The organism is Ancylobacter sp. GW821-FHT10E12 (genome assembly GCF_058809335.1).
In genome coordinates this window covers 271,757-289,967 of record NZ_JBXASN010000007.1, presented here as the reverse complement: position 1 = coordinate 289,967, position 18,211 = coordinate 271,757, and the positions used below count along the sequence as shown (strand labels likewise).

Sequence of the window (18,211 nt, the reverse complement as noted above, 5' to 3'; positions counted from 1 at the left end):
GGCTGTCCTATGGGGCGCGGGCGATCACCGAGGGCGGCTATCAGTCGGTGCCGCGCACCGTGTTCCCCGGCGGGGCGCTGATCGGTTGCGCCGCCGGCTTCGTCAACGTGCCGCGCATCAAGGGCAGCCACAATGCGGTGCTCTCCGGCATGCTCGCCGCCGAGGAGGCGGCCGCGGCGATTGCCGCCGGGCGGGCGCAGGACGTGCTGGAGGGCTACGAGCAGGGCTGGCGAACCGGGGCCATCGGCGCCGATCTGTGGAAGGTGCGCAACGTCAAGCCGCTGTGGTCGAAGCTCGGCACCTATGCCGGCATCGCGCTGGGCGGGCTCGACATGTGGGCGAACACGCTGCTGGGGGTCTCGCCGTTCGGCACGCTGAAGCATGGCAAGCCGGACTCCGCGACGCTGAAGCCGGCGGCGCAATCGAGGAAGATCGCCTATCCCAAGCCGGACGGCGTGGTGTCGTTCGACCGGCTGTCCTCGGTGTTCCTGTCCAACACCAATCATGAGGAGGACCAGCCGGTCCATCTCAGGGTGGCCGACATGGCGCTGCAGAAGCGTTCCGAGCACGACGTCTATGCCGGCCCGTCCAATCGCTACTGCCCGGCGGGGGTGTATGAATGGGTGGAGAAGGACGGCGAGGAGGTCTTCGTGATCAACGCGCAGAACTGCGTGCACTGCAAGACCTGCGACATCAAGGACCCCAACCGGAACATCACCTGGGTCACCCCCGAAGGCGGCGGCGGGCCGAATTATCCCAATATGTGAGGGGAAGCCGATGCGGCGGGCGATGATCGCGGCGGCGCTGCTGCTGGCGGCCGGAGCGGCGCAGGCCGCCGACGCGCCAGACTATGCGCCGTTCCGCGAGGGGCTTTTCCTGCGCTACCTCAACGCCCGGCCGGGTGGCGTCATCGAGGCGGTGCCGCGCATCGGGCTGGCCTTTCCCGGCGGCGAGCCGTTGCGGGCCGAGCTCGATTCCGGCTCCACCGGCATCGTGGTGGCGGCGGCCTATATTCCCGGCTTCGACCAGCTGCCGAGCCAGGGGCCGGGCCAGCTGACCTATTCGAGCTCCGGCCGGCAGATGGTCGGGCAATGGGTGGTGACGCCGGTGACGCTGTCCGGCAAGGAGGGCGCCTCCGAGGGCGCCTCCGTCACCACCGAGCCGATGCCGGTGCTGGCGGTAACCGAGCTGCGCTGCCTCGACTATGCAAGCGACTGCACGCCCCGGCAGATGCCCGAGCACATCGCCATGGTCGGAATCGGCTTCGCCCGCGAGGCCGACATGCAGAGCCAGAGCACGCCGGACAGGAATCCGCTGCTGCGGGTGACCGGCGGCGCCGGCGCGCGGCGCAACGGCTACATCCTGTCGCCGGAGGGCGTGCATGTCGGGCTGACGGCCGAGAACACGCGCGGCGGTTTCCGCTTCCTGAAGCTCGATCGCCAGGCCGATCGCTCCGACTGGGCGGCGACGCCGGCCTGCATCGCGCTGAACGACGCCATCCCGCCGGCCTGCGGGACGCTGCTGGTCGATACCGGCGTGTCGGTGATGTACATGACCGTCCCCGCCGCGCAGGCGGCCGGCGCGACGGGCTCGCTGCCGCCGGGCACGCAGGTGGCGGTGAGCGTCGGGACGGGGGAGGCGGCGTTCGAGCTCTACCGCTTCGCGGTGGGCGGGGGTTCGCCGCTGGCACCGGAGGCCATCCATCTGCGCGTCGCCGACCGGCCCTTCGTCAATACCGGCTTCCACCTGCTGAACGGCTATGACGTCCTCTACGATGCCGATGGCGGCTATGTCGGGTTCCGGCGGCGCTGACGGCCGGTCCGCGCGATGGCGCGGCCCGTTTCAGAACTGGGCGATGACGAAGGCGGCGAACAGGATGAAGGCGGCGAACAGGTCGCTGATCATGGCCATGTTCTCGCGGAAGGTGCGGTGCGGCCGGCGCAGATGGTTCAGGCCGGCGAGGCCGAGAAACGCGCCGCCGACATAGGCGACCGGAAACACCCAGCTGGAGATCAGCAGCGACAGCAGGCCGGCGGTGCCGATGGCGAGATTGGCGAAGCCGAGCTCCTGCACCAGCACATGCGCGCGGGTGTCGTCGACCCCGAGGATGGAGGCGGCGGTGAAGCCCGGCTTGAACAGCTGCGTCAGGCCGGCGAGCAGCAGCCGCACCCCCACCGCCCAGAACACGAACCACTTGCTGGCGATGATGAAAAAGCCGGCCACCGATCCCGCGCTCGCCAGTTCCGAGGCGATGGAGACGACGGGCAGGATGACCATGGTGAGCAGCAGCGTGGCGAGATAGAGCATGGCGGGAGCACAGCCGATCGATGCGGGGGGAGGGGGGAGCGGGACACATGACGTTGAGGAATGTCATACAAGTGTAACGCACCATTCATCCCGACGTCATCTGCCGCCGCTACGCCCTCGTCGACCCCGATGGGCGAAGAGGGACACCGAATGGCGGCGGCGCTCGAAATCGACCATGTCAGCAAGACCTGGGGCTCCATGCGGGCCGTCGACGACGTGTCGCTCCGTATCCAGCCGGGCGAGCGCGTGGCGCTGATCGGTGCCTCCGGCTCCGGCAAGTCGACGCTGATCCGCATCGCCTCGGGGCTGGCACTGGCCGATGCCGGCAGCGGGGCGGTCCGTTCGTTCGGCGTCAGCGTGCAGGACAAGGGCCGGCTCGCGTCCGATGTGCGGAGCGCCCGCCGGCAGATCGGCCTCGTCTTCCAGCAATTCGCCCTGGTCGGCCGACTCACGGTGATGACCAATGTGCTGGTCGGCGCGCTCGGCCGCATGAGCAGCCTGCGTGGCACGCTCGGCCTGTTCAACGCCGACGAGAAGCGCACCGCCCTGGCGGCGCTGGCCGAGGTCGGCATCGCTGCGCACGCCCACAAGAGGGCGCGCGAACTCTCCGGCGGCCAGCAGCAGCGCGTCGCCATCGCCCGCGCGCTGGTGCAGGGCGCCAAGCTGGTGCTCGCCGACGAGCCGATCGCCTCGCTCGACCCGAAATCGGCCAAGCGCGTCATGGACACGCTGGTGACCCTGAGCCGCGACCACGGCATCGCGCTGGTCGTGTCGCTGCACCAGGTGGACTACGCCACCGCTTATTTCGACAGGGTGATCGCCATGAATGCCGGCCGCGTCGTGTTCGACGGCCCGGCCTCGCGCATCACCGGCCCGTTCCTTACCGAGCTCTACGGCGCCAGCGCCGAGGAACTCATCCTGCCGAGCCAATTCGCGGTGCCGACCTCCGGGGCGGCGCTCGAAGCCCATTCGTCCGAAACCGTATCCTGACAGGAGCGACCCCCATGAAGCGTCTCATTGCCGCCGGCCTCGCGCTGGCCGCCCTCGCGAGCGCGCCCGCCCGCGCCGCCGACGAGATCAAGGAGCTCAATTTCGGCTTCATCTCCACCGAGTCCTCCGCCAATCTCGCCAAGAGCTTCGAGCCGCTGCTCGTCGCCATGGAAAAGGCCATCGGCATGCCGGTGAAGCCGTTCTTCGTCGGCGACTATGCCGGCGTGATCGAGGGCATGCGCTTCAAGAAGGTCGACGTGGCGTGGTACGGCAACAAGTCGGCGATGGAAGCGGTGGACCGCGCCAACGGCGAAGTGTTCGTGAAGACGGCCAAGCCGGACGGCTCCAGCGGCTATTATTCGCTGATCGTCACCAATGCCGACCGCAGCGACATCAACGGCCTCAAGGACATCCTCGACTGTTCGAAGGGCTATAATTTCGGCAATGGCGACCCGAACTCCACCTCGGGCTTCCTGGTGCCGAGCTACTACGTGTTCGCCCTCAACAATGTCGACCCGACCAAGTGCTACAAGCGCGTCGTGACCGGCAACCACGAGGCCAACCTGCTCTCCGTCGCCAACAAGCAGGTCGACTTCGCCACCAACAATACCGAGAACATGACGCGCCTGCAGATGACGCGCCCGGAAGAAGCCAAGAAGATCAAGGAAGTGTGGCGCTCGCCGATGATCGCCGGCGACCCGATCGTGTGGCGCAAGGACCTGCCGGCCGACCTGAAGGCCAAGATCTACACCTTCTTCATGACCTATGGCCGCCTCGGCACCCCGGAAGAAGTGGCGGCCGCGCGTGAAGTGCTCGCCAAGACCTCGGATGGCTGGGGTCCGTTCCTCGCCTCCTCCGACGCGCAGCTGATCCCGATCCGCCAGCTCGAACTGTTCAAGGCCCGCGTCAAGGCCGAGAAGAGCGACAAGCTCTCGGCGGACGAAAAGACCGCCGAGCTGAAGAAGATCGACGCCCAGCTCGCCCAGCTCGACGCGCAGCTGAAGAAGCTGCCCGCCATGTGAGGTCGGGTTTCCCGGCCATGTCATCCCGGACGCCGCGCCCGCGGCGATCCGGGATCGGCTCCCCGTTCTGCACGCGATCCCGGATACGGCGGACGGCCGTTCCGGGATGACGTCTATCTGGTGATCCCGGCTGAGCCCCGAGCCATCCGGGACGACGATCTTCTGGAGAGACTCCGATGTTCGCCGCCGACGACGCCCACCGCGCCACCATCGCCGCGCTTCCCCTGCCGCCGGTAACCCCGCTCGCCACCCGGCTGACACGCCTCGCGCTTGCCGCGCTCGCGGTGGTGGTGCTGGTGTTCTGCTGGCACGAGGCGGAGATGAACCCGGCGCAGCTGTGGCGCGACGCCGGCAACATGGCGATCCTCGGCGCCGATTTCCTGCGGCCCGACTTCACCGATTGGGACGTCTACACCAATGCGATGCTGGAGACGCTCGCCATTGCCGTCTGGGGCACGCTGCTGGCGGTGATCGCCGGCATCCCCTTCGGCATCCTGTGCGCCGACAATGTGGTGCCGCGCTGGGTGGCGTTCCCGGTGCGCCGGCTGATGGACGCCTGCCGCGCCATCAACGAGCTGGTCTTCGCGCTGATCTTCATCGCCGCCGTCGGCCTCGGCCCCTTTGCCGGCGTGCTGGCGCTGTTCGTCCACACCACCGGCGTCGTCGCCAAGCTGTTCTCGGAAGCGGTGGAGCAGATCGACCCGGCGCCGGTCGAGGGCATTCGCGGCACCGGCGGCACCTGGCTGCAGGAAATCATCTATGGCGTGCTGCCGCAGGTTCTGCCGCTCTGGATCTCCTATGCGCTCTATCGCTTTGAATCCAATGTGCGCTCGGCCACCGTGCTCGGCATCGTCGGCGGCGGCGGCATCGGCATGACCTTCAACGAGACCATGCGCGGCTTCCTCTATTCGAACGCCGCGGCGATCCTGATCATCGTCATCGTCACCGTCTCGCTGCTGGACATGGTGAGCCAGAACATCCGCAAGCGCTTCATCTGAGCGCCTTTGCGTTCCATGCGAATTCGCAAGATCAGGGATGCGTGAGCTTCCCTTACGATTGGATCGCTAGCGACATAAATAGTTCTCCGAAAGCACGCACCGTCGTCCCGCGACGCTGTCGTTTTAAGGAGAGACTCATGTTTCGCATTCTTCTCGCCACCGCCCTCATTGCCACGTTCGGCATCACCGCAGCTTCGGCCGCCGGACGCAGCAAGGAAGAGCGCGCGGCCTTCTGGCAGACGCTGCATCAGTCCAAGCAGCCCTGGCAGGGGATGAAGCACAATGCGCCGGCCGCCGCCGGCACATCCGCCGCTCCGGCGGCCGCAGCCAAGGCCCCGGCCGGCGCACCGGCGGCCGCCAAGCCGGCCCAGTGACGGCCGACGACATTCCACGAAACGGGAAGGGCGGCGTCCGCACGGACGCCGCCCTTCTCGCATCGACCGCCCGGCAGGCTGCCGCCGCGCCTGCCGGGCGGCTCCGGCACCTGACCAAACTTTAATCTCGCGGCCATTCTCCCGCCCGCATTACCTCGGCTAGTCTCGCAGCATGCGCCTTGCCCGGCGCTGCCCATGCGCTGCCCCATGCCTTTCCGGCCGGAGATTCCCCGTGCGTGCCATTCTCAGCCTACTGTCCGACGTCTGGCGGTTGTCGACCCCCTATTTCCGCGGCGAGGACAAATGGCGGGGCGGCCTGTTGCTCGGCGCCGTGGTCGCGCTGGAGGTGGGCTGGGTCTACGCCACCGTGCTGCTCAACCAGTGGAACAATGCCTTCTACAATGCCATCCAGGAGAAGGATTACCCCGCCTTCGTCCACCAGTTCTGGCTGTTCGGCCTCTATGCGGCCGGGGCGATCATCATCGCCGTCTACCAGATCTATCTGCGCCAATGGCTGGAGATCCGCTGGCGCACCTGGATGACCGAGAAGTACCTCTCGGCCTGGCTCGACCACCAGACGCATTACCGGCTGCGCCTGAAGGGCGACACGGCGGACAACCCCGACCAGCGTATCGCCGAGGACATCCGCGCCTATATCGCCCAGACCATTGGCATCTTCATCGGCCTGCTCAACGCGGTGATGACGCTCGCCTCCTTCGCGGTGATCCTGTGGGGCCTATCCGGCGACTTCCACTTCACCCTGTTCGGCCGCGAGTGGGACATTCCGGGCTATCTGGTCTGGGCGGCCTTCGCCTATGCCGCGGTCGGCACCTGGCTCACCCATCTCATTGGCCGGGTGCTGGTGAAGCTGAACTTCGACCAGCAGCGCTTCGAGGCCGATTACCGCGTCGACCTGGTGCGCGTGCGCGAGAACGGCGAGCAGATCGCGCTGATGGAGGGCGAAAAGGTGGAGCGGGCGCGGCTGCTCGAGCGCTTCTCCCACATCATCGGCAATTACTGGGGCATCATGATCGCCCAGAAGCGGCTGACCTGGTTCACCGCCGGCTACGGGCAGTTCTCGAACGTGTTCCCCTTCATCGTGGTGGCGCCGGCCTATTTCGCCGGCACCATCCAGCTCGGGCAATTGATGCAGACCTCCTCCGCCTTCGGCCAGGTGCAGGGCTCGTTCTCCTTCTTCATCAACGCCTATTCGACGCTGGCCGAGTGGAAGGCGGTGGTGGATCGTCTCATCGGCTTCGAGAACAACATCGCCACCGCGCGTGCCGAGACCGCCGCCGACGCCTGGCGCCACCAGCCGGCGACCGGCGGGGCGATGCTGGCGCTCGACGATGTCGAGTTGCGGCTGCCGGACGGGCGGGCGCTGCTCACCGCCGACGGGATCGCCATCGGCCGTGGCGAGAGCGTGCTGCTGACCGGGCCGTCGGGCTCGGGCAAGAGCACGCTGCTGCGCGCCATTGCCGGCATCTGGCCCTATGGCTCCGGCGCGGTGGCGCTGGCGCCGGAAGCGCGGCTGCTGGTGCTGCCGCAGCGGCCCTATCTGCCGGTTGGGTCCTTGCGCGGTGCGCTCGCCTATCCCGACGCCATGGCCGAGCACGACGACGCCGCGCTGCGCGAGGTGCTGGAGGCGGTGGGGCTCGACGCCTTCGCCGCGCGGCTCGACGAGCGGGCGCTGTGGCCCTCGGTGATGTCCGGCGGCGAGCAGCAGCGGCTCGCGGTCGCCCGCGCGCTGCTGATCAAGCCGGACGTGCTGCTGCTCGACGAGGCCACCTCGGCGCTCGACGAGCCGGGCGAGGCGGCGCTCTACCAGATGCTGCGCCGGCGGCTGCCGGGCGCGGCGATCCTCTCCATCGGCCACCGGGCGACGCTGCGCGCGTTGCATGGACGGCATCTCGCGCTGGAGGCGACGCCCGGCGGCCCGGCGCAGCTCAATGCGGTGCCGGCGGCGGCGTAGCCCGGCCTTACTTGTCCTGGTCGGCGGCGGCCATTCCGCTCATGTCGCGGGACCGCCGGCGAAGCCGGAACCGCCGGCCGGGCGCCGGCTGGCCATTCGCTTCGATGGCCAGGGTGCGCTCCAGCAGGATCTCGTAGATCGGGCGGCCGCCGAGCCGCTGCGCGACCATGTTGGCGACGATCGTCGTCAGCATCACCGGGACGAGAAGGCCGTAGGCGCCGGTGAGCTCCATCACCAGCACCATGCCGACCAGCGGCGCGCCGATGGTGGCCGCGAACAATCCTCCCATGGCGGCGACGGCAAGCCCGACATGGGTGTTTTCCGGCAGCGGCAACAGCATCTCCAGGCCGGTGCCGAAGCACAGGCCGACGGTGGTGGCGAGCGCGAGGATGGGCGCGAAAATGCCGCCGGCGACGCCGGTGGAATAGCTCGCCATGGTCATGACGAAGCGCAGCAGCACGATCACGGCGAGCACGCCCAGCGGCCGGGCCTCCTTGGCAAGCTGCACCGCCAGCACTTCGCCGCCCTGCGTCGCCTCGGGCAGCACGAACATCAGCACGCCGACGACGAGGCCGACGGCGAGCGGGAATATATAGAACGACGTCCGCAGTCCGAGACGGCGGACCTGATCGAGCGACCAGACCAGCGTGCGGTTGAATCCGACGCCGACGGCGCCGAGCAGGGCGCCGAGCACGATGAAGGCCGGCAGCGCGCCGAGGGGCATCTGCGACACGTCGAGCAGCATATAGGGTACGCTGCCGGTGAGCTGCTCGGTGACGACGGCGCTGGCGAGGGACGCCAGAACGACGGCGATATAGGTGCGCGAACTATAGGGAAATTGCCGCCGCGTCTCCTCGATCACGAACAGCACCGCCGCCAGCGGCGCGTTGAAGGCCGCGGCAAGGCCCGCCGCGCCGCCGGCCGCCAGCAGGCCGCGCATGTCCTCGGCCTGCAGCTTCGTCAGGTCGGCGGCGGCCTTGGCGATGGAGGCGCCGAGATGGATGGTCGGGCCCTCGCGGCCGAGCACCATGCCGGAGCCGAGCGACAAGAGGCCGCCGACGAATTTCACCGGCAGCACGCGATGCCACCGCACCTCGCGCAGGCCCTCCATCGCTCCCTCGATCTCCGGCACGCCCGACCCGCCGGCCTCGGGAGCGAAGCGGCGCACCAGCCAGAGCGAGACGACGGCCATGATCGCGGCGACCGCACCGCCGGCGGCATGGAGCGCGGTGCCCGACAGGCCGAGCGTATCGCGCAGCAGCGACGGCCAGGCGGCGATCAGCCCATCGACGCCGAGATGGAAGGCGACGCCGGCGAGACCGACCGCCACGCCGACGACAACCGCTACCGCGTGATAACCGCCATTGCCCATGTCGTTTCCCCCGCGCCCGCGCTATCGGCCCTTTGGGACGGGTAGCACCGCAAGGCACGGGCCGGAAGAACGAAATCGGCAAATTCGCAGGTTCGGCAAGGTACTTGCGGCTTTGCAGCAAGGAGGCCGCGCGCCATCGGAACGCGCGGCCTCCCGCCTCAGGGCAGGACGGGCGCGTAGGTCGCGACCGGCTCGACCGTGTCGATGAGCCCGTGCTTCTTCATGAATTCGCCGAAGCGCGCATAGCGCTCGGTGTCGAGCGCCGCCGGGGCATGGGCGAAGCGGCGCAGCGTATCGGCCCATGCGGTGCGGTTGAGTTCGTCGTCGAGCTTCGGATTGGCCTTCACGAACACGCCCCACGCCTCGTCCGGGTGGTTGAGGATGTAGATGGTGGCGTCCTCGACGGCGGCGAGGAAAGGCTTGAGGCGCTTGTCGCCGATCAGGTCCCTGCGGGTGACGTAGACCAGTTCGTCGAACACCGGCACCCCGTGCTCCTCGGGAAAGAAGGCGATGCCTTCCTTGCCTTCGAGCCTGATCTGGGTGAGTTCGAAATTGCGGTAGGCGCCGATCACCGCGTCGACCTTGCCGGCGACCAGCGCCGGGGAGAGCGCGAAATTGACGTTCACCATGGTGACGTCGGTCGGCTTGAGGCCGGCATCGGCGAGCATGGTGCCGAGCAGCGCGTCCTCCAGCCCGGCGACCGAGAAGCCGACCGTCTTGCCCTTGAGATCGGCGATCGACTTGATGGGGCCGTCCTTCAGCGCCACCAGCGCGGTAAGCGGGGTGGAGACCAGGGTGCCGAAGCGCACCAGCGGCAGGCCCTCCTTCACCGAGAGATAGAGGTTCGGCTGGTAGCTGACCGCGACTTCCGCCTGGCCGGCGGCGACGAGGCGCGGCGGCGCCGACGGGTCGGCCGGCGCCACCAGCTCGACATCGAGGCCGTGGGCGGCGAAGAAACCCTTCTCCCTGGCGAGGATCAGCGGCGCGTGGTCTGGATTCACATACCAGTCGAGCAGCACGGTGAGCTTGTCCGCGGCGGCGGCGGGAGCAAGCGAAAGCGCCAGGGCGATCCCGGCGGCGGCGATGGTCTTGATGAACATATGGATCTCCTCCCGTTGTGGAGATCCGGCACATGAGCTTTCGGGGGAAATCCGGCGCGGGCATGCTCCCTGTGTGGAGGCGACCCCGCCGTCGTTCCGTCCCTTCGCCGGCATGACCCGGATCAGGTTCAAAGGGTCTGGCTTGCGCCATCTCAGCCCCTTGGACCCTTGCGGGCCGGCGGGACACCCCTCGGACAGCCGAAGACTAGCAGAGCGGGTATGCCACGGCAATCGGCGCGAAGCCGGCTATGCGCCGCGCCAGCCGTCGAGATAGGCCACCCGTTCGACCCCGGCGAAGCGGGCCATGCGCGCGAGTTCGGCGTCGAGGCGCTCCAGCCGGCCGGAGGAGGCGCGCACCCCCGGCTCCAGCCACAGGCGGCGCACGTCGAGGCTGCCGGCCTTGCGGTCGGCCTTCATGTCGATGCGCCCGATCAGCCGGTCGTCCTCGATCAGCGGGAAGACATAATAGCCATAGACCCGCTTGGGCGCCGGCACGAATACCTCGATGCGGTAGAAGAAGCCGAACAGGCGCTCGGTGCGCGCCCGGTCGCGCAGCAGCGGGTCGAACGGGCTGAGCACCCGCAGCCGCGCCGGCGGGGCGGGCAGGGCGTCGAAGGCCGGGCCGCTGCCGGCGAAGGCGAAGGAGGCACGCGGCTTGCCGTCGGCGGCGATCACCACGACATCGTCCAGCTTCTCGCGATTGGCCAGTACCCAGGCGCGTGCCTCCTCCGGCGAGACGAGGTCCCAGAAGGCGGCGATCTCGCCTTGGGTGGCGAAGCCCAGCCGCTCCAGCGCCGAGGAGCAGGCCCAGTCGACGAAAGCCTCGCGCGAGATTTCGGGCTCGAAATGGCGGACGGGGATGACGCGTTCGGCGAGGTCGTAGATCTTCTGGAAACCCTCGCGGCCGGCAATGGCGAGCCGGCCGGTACGCCAGTGATATTCGAGCGCCGTCTTGGCCGGATGCCAGTTCCACCAGCCGCCGGGCTGGCGCTGCTCGGCCTCGAAATGCCGCGCCATCAGCCGGCCCTCGGCGGTGACGCGGTCGAGCACATGCTCCATCGACTGCTCGAAGCCGTTCTCGTGCCAGGTGCGCCAGCGCTCGGCGAGATTGGCCTGCGCATGCGCGAAGCGGTGCTTCCAGTAGCGATAGAAGGCGCTGGGAATGATGGCGGCGTCGTGCGTCCAGTGCTCGAACAGCTCGCCGTCGCGCTCCAGCAGCGCGGTCAGGTGCTCGCGCCGATAGGTCTGGGCGCGGGCGAACAGGATGTGGTGATGCGCCCGCTCGACCGTGGCGATGCTGTCGACCTGCACGAAGCCGAGTTCGTGGACGAGATCGAGCAGGCCGGACTTGGACAGCGCCCGTCCGGGTTGCCGGGACAGACCCTGCTTCGCCAGGAAGATGCGCCGCGCGTCGTCATTCGAGAGGTGCAGGCTCATGCACCGTCGATCCATCTGAGATCGACCTCGATGGTCCGGCCGGTGGCCTTGGCGGCATACATCAGGGTGTCGGCGTGGCGGAGCAGCGCGTCGGCGTCGATGGCTTCGACGGTGACGGCGACGCCGAGGGCCGCGCCGATATTGAGCTGGTGGCCGTCGACATCGATCGCCGTGCAGATGGTTTCGGCGAGCGCGTGCAGCGCGTCGGCGGTCGGCGCCTCGTCCGGCTGAAAGGTGAAAAGCAGCACGAATTCGTCGCCGCCGATCCGTGCCACGAAGTGCTCGGGATTCACGCGGGTACGCAGTCTCTCGGCCAGATGCCGCAGCATCCGATCGCCGGTCGCGTGGCCATGGCGGTCGTTGATCGACTTGAAGCCGTTGAGGTCGATATAGGCGAGGCTGATGCCTTCGCCGGGCCGGCGCTGCGCCAGCATAGCGTGCAGCTTCCGATCGAAGGCGGCACGGTTCGGCAGCCCGGTGACGACATCGGTATAGGCCGCCTCCAGAATGCCGCGCTCGAACGCCTTGCGTTCGGAATTGTCGATGATGATCTCGATGTCGAGGCGCTGGCCGTTGATGGTGCGGCGTTGCGTCGAGATGAGCGTGGGAATGATGCGCCCGGAAGAGTGCCGCAGATCGACCTCTTCGAGCTCGTACAGGCCGACCGTTTCCAGCTGGTGGATGCGGCGCAGCCGCTGCGGGTCGTCGAGGGGCCTGGCGGTGTCCAGAAACATCGGCTGACCGGCGATCTCCTCCCAGCTGCGGCCGATCATTTTCAGATAGGCCGGATTTGCCACGATGTACCGGGACACATATTCGGCCGTCGAAATGCAAATGGCGACGGGCGAGAGCTCGAACACGTCCACCAGTGCTTCATAGAGAACCTGGCGCGAAATCATGGATCCTCACAGGACCGGCGGAAAGCCTACGTTCTCCCGTGGAGGTTAACACATCATAAGTATACCGCTCGGCCTGGGTTCACTCATGCACAGCAAGCGTCTCGGGCGCCCAGGGCACCAGACGGGCCAGCGCCCGGTCGACCAGCGCGAACAGGATCAGCGCCACCGCGAGCAGGATGGTCAGCGCCGCGAACACCATGTCGGTCTGCATGCGGGCATTGGAGTAGATCATCAGGTAGCCGAGCCCGGCCGAGGCGCCGACCCATTCCCCCACCACCGCGCCGATCGGCGCCACCGCGGTGGCGACGCGCAGCCCCGAGGCGAGCGCCGGCAGCGCCGCGGGCACCCGGATGAAGCGCAGCAAGGCGAGATCGCCGGCGCCGTGCAGCCGGGCGAGATCGATCAGCCCCTGGTCGGCACGGGCGAGCCCGTCGTGAAAGGCGGAGGCGACGGGAAAGAAAATGATCAGGCTCGCCATCACGATCTTGGAGGCGAGGCCGAAGCCGAACCAGATGACCAGCAGCGGCGCGATGGCGAACACCGGCAGGGCCTGCGCCACCAGCAGCACCGGCCGCATGGCGCGGCGGATCGCCGGCGACGTCGCCATGGCAAGGGCGCAGGCTATGCCGAGCGCGGCGCCGCAGGCGAGGCCGAGCAGCATTTCCCCGAGCGTGATCAGCGCGTTGTCGAACAGGATCGCCCGGTTGCTCCACAGCGCGACGCCGATGCGCGAGGGGGCCGGCAGGATATAGGCCGGCACGCCGGCAAGGCGGACGGCGAGCTCCCACGCTCCGAGGAGGAGGGCGCCGACAAGAACGGCACGCGCGAACCCGGCCATCACTATTCTCCGGTGAAGGGCGCGCGAAAGCCGCGTCGCCGGAATGACGTAGGGGAATGGCCGGACTTGACGCCGGTCAATACGACGCCACCTTGTGGGAGGTAAGAATGAACAAACCTGGAGAGCGGAGGAAGGCCATGATCAAGGACATTCTCGTCAGCCTGCGAGTCGGCGAGGGTACCGATGCGACCACCGACTATGCCGTTTCCGCGGCGGCGGCGCTGGATGCGCACCTGACCGCCGTGGCGGTAAGCTACGATATCGACATTCCGCCGGTCTATACCGAGGCGTTTTCCACCGATTTCCTTGAGGCGCAGCGCGCCGAAGGCCAGCGGCTCGCCCGCGTGGCGGTCGATCGTTTCGGCGAGGCGGCCCGCTCCGTCGGCATCAGCGCCGCGGTGCGCAGCATCGACGGCACTCCGGGCGGCGCGGCCGAGCAGATCGGCACCATGGCGCGGCTGTTCGACCTCACCATTGTCGGCCAGTCCGACCCGGACAGGATGGGGGCGGAAGAGGTGATCGCCGAATCGGTGTTGTTCGATTCCGGCCGCTCGGTGTTGCTGGTGCCGCTGAAGCAGGCCAAGCCGTTTTCCGCCCGCCGCATCATGGTGGCCTGGGATGGCGGGCGTGCCTCCGCCCGCGCGGTCTCCGAGGCGCGCTCGCTGGTGGAGAAGGCGGATTTCGTCGAGGTGACGGTCGTCGAGACCGGCAAGGCCAGGCCGGGCCGCCTGCCCGGAGCCGACCTCGCCGAGCATCTGTCGCGCCATGACAAGAATGTCGAACTGCGCCGGCTGGTGCCGGCCAGCGACGAGGGCATCGTCGACGTGCTGTTGAAGGAAGTGGCGGAACGCAACATCGACCTCGTGGTCATGGGCGGCTACGGCCATTCGCGGCTGCGCGAATTCGTGCTGGGCGGCGTCACCCGCGACATGCTGGAGCGCATGACGGTGCCGCTGCTGCTGGCGCACTGAGCGCGGGGCACTCAGGCTTCGGAACAGGGTAAGGCGGCGCTTGCGCCGCCTTTTTCATTGGCTGCCTTCCGGGAACCCTGCCTTGTCGGCGCACTGACGCAGAGTTGCATCGATGATTCCCTAACGTCGGAAAACGGGCGACGCTGCTGTCCATCGCGAGGCTCGTGCCGGGTGGTTTGTCGGGCGGCCTGCCTGACCCAAGAGCGTGCAAGCAGGACGATCGTGTAAATCGAATCGAGTGGGGATGTTCGATTCCGAGGGCAAATGATGTTGCCATCGTAGTGTCTCGGTGCGACGCTGCGTATGGCGGTTTTGTTTTGTATGGCGCCATTTTGTATCGATTTTATCGTTATATCGATCCTAGTTTTCGATTGGCACCGCAAGGTCGGGGGAAAACATGTATATGTTTTGTGGCTCGTCGAGTACGCGTCAGTTCAAGTTCGACGTTCATGGAAATTTTTCGGTGAATGTATTTTCTGCGTCGACCATGAAGGGATTGGTGAACAATAAGTCTGCCGTTGGGCATGGAGTTGTTGTTCGGAATCTGGCGTTGATACCAACTCAGAAAGATTTGCTTCTTCATTTTGGGGAAGTGGATGTAGAATTCAGCTATTATCGCAAATTTTGCGAATCGATGAAGATACACGAGGAGTCGTTCTTCCAGGAAAGGATCGATTCCCTCAATAATTTCATAGGGGAGATTCTCGAGGCCAGCCAGGTGTCGAAGAGCATCAGGAGCATCTGCATTCTGGCGCCTCAACCCTGCCCGCTGCGCGATAGCGCATTCGTTTCGGTTACTTCCCGCCTTGCGAGCTTTCCCCCCGAGAGAATGCAGGAGGCCGCCGACTATATCGATATCAGGCATGCAGCTCGAAACCGCCGCTGCGTCGATTTCAACAATCAGCTGGCGCAGGGGCTATTGAAGAACAGCAAGGTCAAGTTCTTCCGCATCGACGAAGAGATGCTGGATAGCAATTATGAATACAAGCCGGAGTACTTGCCGCGGTTGGATACGGACCATCATGCCGACCCGCGGACAACCTTCGTTTTGTGGCAGGACCAGCTCCAGAACGAGGTCAAGCCCTACCGCCTGCTGGTCCAGCGGCGAGCTCGGAAGCTCGCGGAACAGATGGCTTCCCAGCAGCCGGTCGTGAACGAAAACGCCGTGGCGATGTGATCGCTGCCGGGCCGGGAGCGCATGCGCTGGGCGCAGGCGTCCTCGGGCGAGAGGAAAGCCGCCCTTGTTCGTATCCTGCCGGTCGCGAGCGTTCGCCGCTCAGCGATCCCGTTCCAGGCGCTCGCGGCAGCGATAGCCGACGAAGCACTGCCTCTGGTCGGTCGTCTGGATCCAGGCCGGGACGGTCGTCTGGTCCAGTTCGCAATAGCTCTGGTTGGCCACGTAGCGGTCGTACACATTGGGACCGGTGCCGATGACCACTCCGCCCCGCTGGCGGACGAGCGTGCTGGCGGATGCGCAGGTCATGCTCAGCGAATTCGGCTGTACCTGGGCAAAGGCCGGCGGAGCCAGGAGGATGAAGGGGACGCACAGAAGAGCGGTTCGCATCGTTTCGCCTCGCAACGGCCTGCCACCAATTCTAGCCGCCGTTCGCGCCCTGCCTAATCAATACGACGTGCGTGCCGCGGCATGGTTCGGCGGATTGGATGGCCGTTGACGGGCGACGGCTGGCCATCCGCGAAGGAAGCGCACGCGTCGCGCTGACCGACCGTACGCCCCGGCCTATCCATAGCGCAGGAGTTGCGTTTCCAAATGGCCGTTCTTGGTGCATTCTACCTGCGCTCGGCGACCGTTTCGCACCCAATGAAAAAGTAGCGCGAAACGGCCCCCGGTGGGATCCGGCGTGTTGGGCATTTCTGGAGCGGTATCCTCGCGAGATCCCGCATATTCGCCCACGAAACATGTTCGCTTGCCGTGCTGTGGCCTGCCAGTGCATCGCCTTCCAACCCGTGGAGGTCTTCACATGCGCAAATCTTCGATATTGCGGGGCGGCCGGATCGCCGGCCTGTGCCTCGCTTTCCTGCTGGCAGGCTTGGCCGTCGCCGCCGCCGACTGCACCTGCCGGGCGCGGGGCAAGGACTACCAGCACGATCAGCGCGTCTGCCTGACCGGTCCCAATGGTCCCCGGCTCGCCATTTGTGGCATGAACCTCAACGTGGCCAGCTGGCTTCCCACCGACGAGCCCTGCTCGGTGTCGAGTCTGGAGACGCCGGGCAGGCTTGCCACCTATTATGCGCGGGCGAGCATCGAGCCCTTGCCGATCGAGCAGGCCGCGAGGTGATCCGACCCTGGTGATTCACCTGCGGCGGTGAGGCCTGGAGAACCCTGTCCGGGGGCGTTCCGCCCTTTCGAACCGAAGGACGGGCGCGTCAGCGATTGAGCTCGCCGGCGGCGGCGATGACTTCCGAGACGATCGCCCGCACATCGTCTTCCGTCGCCCGGTGATTGACGAAGCAGGCACGCAGCGCGAACTGGTCGTGGATCGTCGCGTTCGACAGATACACGCGGCCGCGCGCGATCACGCGCTGCAGAATGGCCGCGTTGTCCTTCGTGCGATGGCGGAAGCAGACCGCGCTGAGAGGCACCGGCGCAAGCAGTTCCAGTTCGGGCTGCGCCTCGACCATATCGGCCAGCAGCCGGGCATGCGCGAGGTCGCGGTTGATCGCCTCGCGGAAGGCGGCGCGTCCGTGATATTGCAGCGACATCCAGAGCTTCAGCGCCCGGAAGCGGCGCGACAGCTCCATCGACTCCTCGAAGAAGGCGAAGGTTTCCTCGGGGACTTCAGAAAATATCCTGACATAGTCGCCGCTATGCGAGAAGGTTTGGCGCGCGATCTGCGGATCGCGGTAGAGGAGGCAGCCGCATTCGAGGGGCTGATACAGCCATTTATGCGCGTCGAGCGACATCGAGTCCGCCCGGTCCAGCCCCCGGAATTTTTCCGGCGCCGCAAGGGCCGCCAGGCCTCCATAGGCGCCGTCGACATGCAGCCATATCGCCTCGCGCTCTGCTATGTCGGCGATCTCCGGCAGCGGATCGATGGCGCCCATATTGACCGTGCCGGCCGTCGCCACGATTGCGATCGGTGTTTTGCCGGCCTGCCGGTCGGCGGCGATGGCCGCCTCGAGCGCATCCGTCCGCATCCGCATGCCCTCGTCCACCGGGATCAGGCGCAGGTTGCTCCGGCCTATGCCCAGCATAGCAACGGCCTTTGCCATGGACATGTGCGCCTGTTCGGACGTGTAGACCGTTCCCGGCCGCGCGCCCTCTTCATTGGCGGGCAGCTTTGCTTCACGCGCCATGGCGAGCGCCATCAGGTTTGCCGCCGACCCGCCGCCGCACAGGCTGCCCCTGAAGCCGCCGCAGCCGACCGCCTCCGCCAGCCAGCCGACGACCACCTGCTCGATCGCCGTTGCGGCGGGGGCGGATCGCCAGGCGGTGACATTCTGGTTGAGCACCGCCGCAAGCAGGTCCCCGAGCGCGCCGACGGGCTCGCCGGATCCGACGACATAGCCGAAAAACCTGCCGCCCGAAGGACGTACGTGTTCCGCGATGACCTTGAAGTCATCGAGGACCACTCCCCCGAGGCCTTGTTCGGGCCAGGGCCGGGCAAAGAGGCGGGAAGTCTGATCGCCGCGTGTCGCGGGATAGGCCGGCAGGTCGTTCACGGACGCCCAATAGTTCAGGGCGAGCGCCAGAGCCTGCTCGGTCAGGCGCGACAATTCCTCGTCGGAGATGTTCAAGCTGTGCATGGCCACGGGACTTCTCGGCGACCACGGCACGATAGCATGTCTTTCCCTTACGCCCAGCCTTCTCCAGGCTCGGCGGCGTCACGCGCAAAAGGAAGGCCGCCAGCGGCCTCGCGACGCGTCACAGAAGGCCGCCCGCTTGGCGCCAAGCTCTCGTAAAGAGCCGAAA

Annotated in this window: 18 protein-coding genes and 1 riboswitch; of the genes, 10 read left to right on the top strand and 8 right to left on the bottom strand. The window is 67.0% G+C overall.

Going from position 1 to position 18,211, the window contains the following annotated elements:
- Together AC1RU4_RS12140 and AC1RU4_RS12135 are read left to right on the top strand one after the other, a co-directional pair.
- The coding region (locus AC1RU4_RS12140; RefSeq protein WP_492891345.1) for an electron transfer flavoprotein-ubiquinone oxidoreductase at positions 1-767 on the top strand (767 nt) is incomplete at its 5' end.
- A gap of 10 nt (positions 768-777) precedes the next feature.
- The gene (locus tag AC1RU4_RS12135; protein ID WP_492891344.1) at positions 778-1,812 is read left to right on the top strand and encodes a hypothetical protein; all 1,035 of its coding nucleotides are present in this window, start codon (positions 778-780) and stop codon (positions 1,810-1,812) included.
- A 30-nt stretch (positions 1,813-1,842) separates the two neighbouring features.
- On the opposite strand, the gene AC1RU4_RS12130 is transcribed toward AC1RU4_RS12135, so the two are convergent.
- Positions 1,843-2,307 (bottom strand): DUF6790 family protein, encoded by a 465-nt coding sequence (locus AC1RU4_RS12130; protein ID WP_492891343.1) that lies wholly within the window; start codon positions 2,305-2,307, stop codon positions 1,843-1,845.
- A gap of 150 nt (positions 2,308-2,457) precedes the next feature.
- Between AC1RU4_RS12130 and phnC the strand changes: the two genes are divergently transcribed.
- The 5 genes from phnC to AC1RU4_RS12105 all read left to right on the top strand — a co-directional run bounded on the left by phnC (position 2,458) and on the right by AC1RU4_RS12105 (position 7,663).
- Positions 2,458-3,297 (top strand): phosphonate ABC transporter ATP-binding protein, encoded by an 840-nt coding sequence (gene phnC, locus AC1RU4_RS12125; protein WP_492891342.1) that lies wholly within the window; start codon positions 2,458-2,460, stop codon positions 3,295-3,297.
- 14 nt (positions 3,298-3,311) lie between these two features.
- Positions 3,312-4,319, top strand: a complete 1,008-nt coding sequence (phnD, locus tag AC1RU4_RS12120) for a phosphonate ABC transporter substrate-binding protein (protein WP_492891341.1) — start codon at positions 3,312-3,314, stop codon at positions 4,317-4,319.
- A 176-nt stretch (positions 4,320-4,495) separates the two neighbouring features.
- Positions 4,496-5,317 (top strand): phosphonate ABC transporter, permease protein PhnE, encoded by an 822-nt coding sequence (gene phnE, locus AC1RU4_RS12115; protein ID WP_492891340.1) that lies wholly within the window; start codon positions 4,496-4,498, stop codon positions 5,315-5,317.
- 137 nt (positions 5,318-5,454) lie between these two features.
- Positions 5,455-5,691, top strand: a complete 237-nt coding sequence (locus AC1RU4_RS12110) for a hypothetical protein (RefSeq protein ID WP_492891339.1) — start codon at positions 5,455-5,457, stop codon at positions 5,689-5,691.
- 232 nt (positions 5,692-5,923) lie between these two features.
- The gene (locus AC1RU4_RS12105; RefSeq protein ID WP_492891338.1) at positions 5,924-7,663 is read left to right on the top strand and encodes an ABC transporter ATP-binding protein/permease; all 1,740 of its coding nucleotides are present in this window, start codon (positions 5,924-5,926) and stop codon (positions 7,661-7,663) included.
- Positions 7,664-7,670: 7 nt separating this feature from the next.
- Here the strand turns inward: AC1RU4_RS12105 and clcA are convergent, their stop codons facing one another.
- The 5 genes from clcA to AC1RU4_RS12080 all read right to left on the bottom strand — a co-directional run bounded on the left by clcA (position 7,671) and on the right by AC1RU4_RS12080 (position 13,309).
- Complete coding sequence (clcA, locus tag AC1RU4_RS12100; RefSeq protein WP_492891337.1) at positions 7,671-9,035, bottom strand: H(+)/Cl(-) exchange transporter ClcA; 1,365 nt, start codon at positions 9,033-9,035, stop codon at positions 7,671-7,673.
- Positions 9,036-9,193: 158 nt separating this feature from the next.
- Positions 9,194-10,135, bottom strand: coding sequence for an ABC transporter substrate-binding protein (locus tag AC1RU4_RS12095; RefSeq protein WP_492891336.1), 942 nt, complete (start codon positions 10,133-10,135; stop codon positions 9,194-9,196).
- Positions 10,136-10,217: 82 nt separating this feature from the next.
- Positions 10,218-10,336: riboswitch (TPP riboswitch) on the bottom strand.
- Between the two features lie 45 nt (positions 10,337-10,381).
- On the bottom strand, positions 10,382-11,572 hold the full coding sequence (locus tag AC1RU4_RS12090) for a winged helix-turn-helix domain-containing protein (protein WP_492891335.1): 1,191 nt from the start codon (positions 11,570-11,572) through the stop codon (positions 10,382-10,384).
- Entirely contained in the window at positions 11,569-12,471 is a 903-nt protein-coding gene (locus AC1RU4_RS12085) for a sensor domain-containing protein (RefSeq protein WP_492891334.1), read from the bottom strand. Before AC1RU4_RS12085 ends, AC1RU4_RS12090 begins: the two co-directional genes overlap by 4 nt.
- 79 nt (positions 12,472-12,550) lie before the next feature.
- Positions 12,551-13,309 (bottom strand): ABC transporter permease, encoded by a 759-nt coding sequence (locus AC1RU4_RS12080; RefSeq protein ID WP_492891333.1) that lies wholly within the window; start codon positions 13,307-13,309, stop codon positions 12,551-12,553.
- A 137-nt stretch (positions 13,310-13,446) separates the two neighbouring features.
- Here AC1RU4_RS12080 and AC1RU4_RS12075 point away from each other — a divergent pair, with 137 nt between their 5' ends.
- On the top strand, positions 13,447-14,280 hold the full coding sequence (locus tag AC1RU4_RS12075; RefSeq protein WP_492891332.1) for a universal stress protein: 834 nt from the start codon (positions 13,447-13,449) through the stop codon (positions 14,278-14,280).
- 463 nt (positions 14,281-14,743) lie between these two features.
- Positions 14,744-15,457, top strand: coding sequence for a hypothetical protein (locus AC1RU4_RS12070; RefSeq protein ID WP_492891331.1), 714 nt, complete (start codon positions 14,744-14,746; stop codon positions 15,455-15,457).
- A 99-nt stretch (positions 15,458-15,556) separates the two neighbouring features.
- On the opposite strand, the gene AC1RU4_RS12065 is transcribed toward AC1RU4_RS12070, so the two are convergent.
- Positions 15,557-15,844: a hypothetical protein gene (locus AC1RU4_RS12065; protein WP_492891330.1), complete on the bottom strand. Its 288-nt coding sequence runs from the start codon at positions 15,842-15,844 to the stop codon at positions 15,557-15,559.
- Positions 15,845-16,259: 415 nt separating this feature from the next.
- Between AC1RU4_RS12065 and AC1RU4_RS12060 the strand changes: the two genes are divergently transcribed.
- Positions 16,260-16,577 (top strand): hypothetical protein, encoded by a 318-nt coding sequence (locus AC1RU4_RS12060; RefSeq protein ID WP_492891329.1) that lies wholly within the window; start codon positions 16,260-16,262, stop codon positions 16,575-16,577.
- Between the two features lie 88 nt (positions 16,578-16,665).
- On the opposite strand, the gene AC1RU4_RS12055 is transcribed toward AC1RU4_RS12060, so the two are convergent.
- Positions 16,666-18,045: a pyridoxal phosphate-dependent decarboxylase family protein gene (locus AC1RU4_RS12055; protein WP_492891355.1), complete on the bottom strand. Its 1,380-nt coding sequence runs from the start codon at positions 18,043-18,045 to the stop codon at positions 16,666-16,668.
- Between the last annotated feature and the right edge of the window lie 166 nt (positions 18,046-18,211).

Coding starts and splice junctions, on each gene's coding strand:
- AC1RU4_RS12135 (WP_492891344.1), top strand. CDS start 778: ATGCGGCGGGCGATGATCGCGGCGGCGCTGCTGCTGGCGGCCGGAGCG.
- AC1RU4_RS12130 (WP_492891343.1), bottom strand. CDS start 2,307: ATGCTCTATCTCGCCACGCTGCTGCTCACCATGGTCATCCTGCCCGTC.
- phnC (WP_492891342.1), top strand. CDS start 2,458: ATGGCGGCGGCGCTCGAAATCGACCATGTCAGCAAGACCTGGGGCTCC.
- phnD (WP_492891341.1), top strand. CDS start 3,312: ATGAAGCGTCTCATTGCCGCCGGCCTCGCGCTGGCCGCCCTCGCGAGC.
- phnE (WP_492891340.1), top strand. CDS start 4,496: ATGTTCGCCGCCGACGACGCCCACCGCGCCACCATCGCCGCGCTTCCC.
- AC1RU4_RS12110 (WP_492891339.1), top strand. CDS start 5,455: ATGTTTCGCATTCTTCTCGCCACCGCCCTCATTGCCACGTTCGGCATC.
- clcA (WP_492891337.1), bottom strand. CDS start 9,035: ATGGGCAATGGCGGTTATCACGCGGTAGCGGTTGTCGTCGGCGTGGCG.
- AC1RU4_RS12095 (WP_492891336.1), bottom strand. CDS start 10,135: ATGTTCATCAAGACCATCGCCGCCGCCGGGATCGCCCTGGCGCTTTCG.
- AC1RU4_RS12090 (WP_492891335.1), bottom strand. CDS start 11,572: ATGAGCCTGCACCTCTCGAATGACGACGCGCGGCGCATCTTCCTGGCG.
- AC1RU4_RS12085 (WP_492891334.1), bottom strand. CDS start 12,471: ATGATTTCGCGCCAGGTTCTCTATGAAGCACTGGTGGACGTGTTCGAG.
- AC1RU4_RS12080 (WP_492891333.1), bottom strand. CDS start 13,309: ATGGCCGGGTTCGCGCGTGCCGTTCTTGTCGGCGCCCTCCTCCTCGGA.
- AC1RU4_RS12075 (WP_492891332.1), top strand. CDS start 13,447: ATGATCAAGGACATTCTCGTCAGCCTGCGAGTCGGCGAGGGTACCGAT.
- AC1RU4_RS12065 (WP_492891330.1), bottom strand. CDS start 15,844: ATGCGAACCGCTCTTCTGTGCGTCCCCTTCATCCTCCTGGCTCCGCCG.
- AC1RU4_RS12060 (WP_492891329.1), top strand. CDS start 16,260: ATGCGCAAATCTTCGATATTGCGGGGCGGCCGGATCGCCGGCCTGTGC.
- AC1RU4_RS12055 (WP_492891355.1), bottom strand. CDS start 18,045: ATGCACAGCTTGAACATCTCCGACGAGGAATTGTCGCGCCTGACCGAG.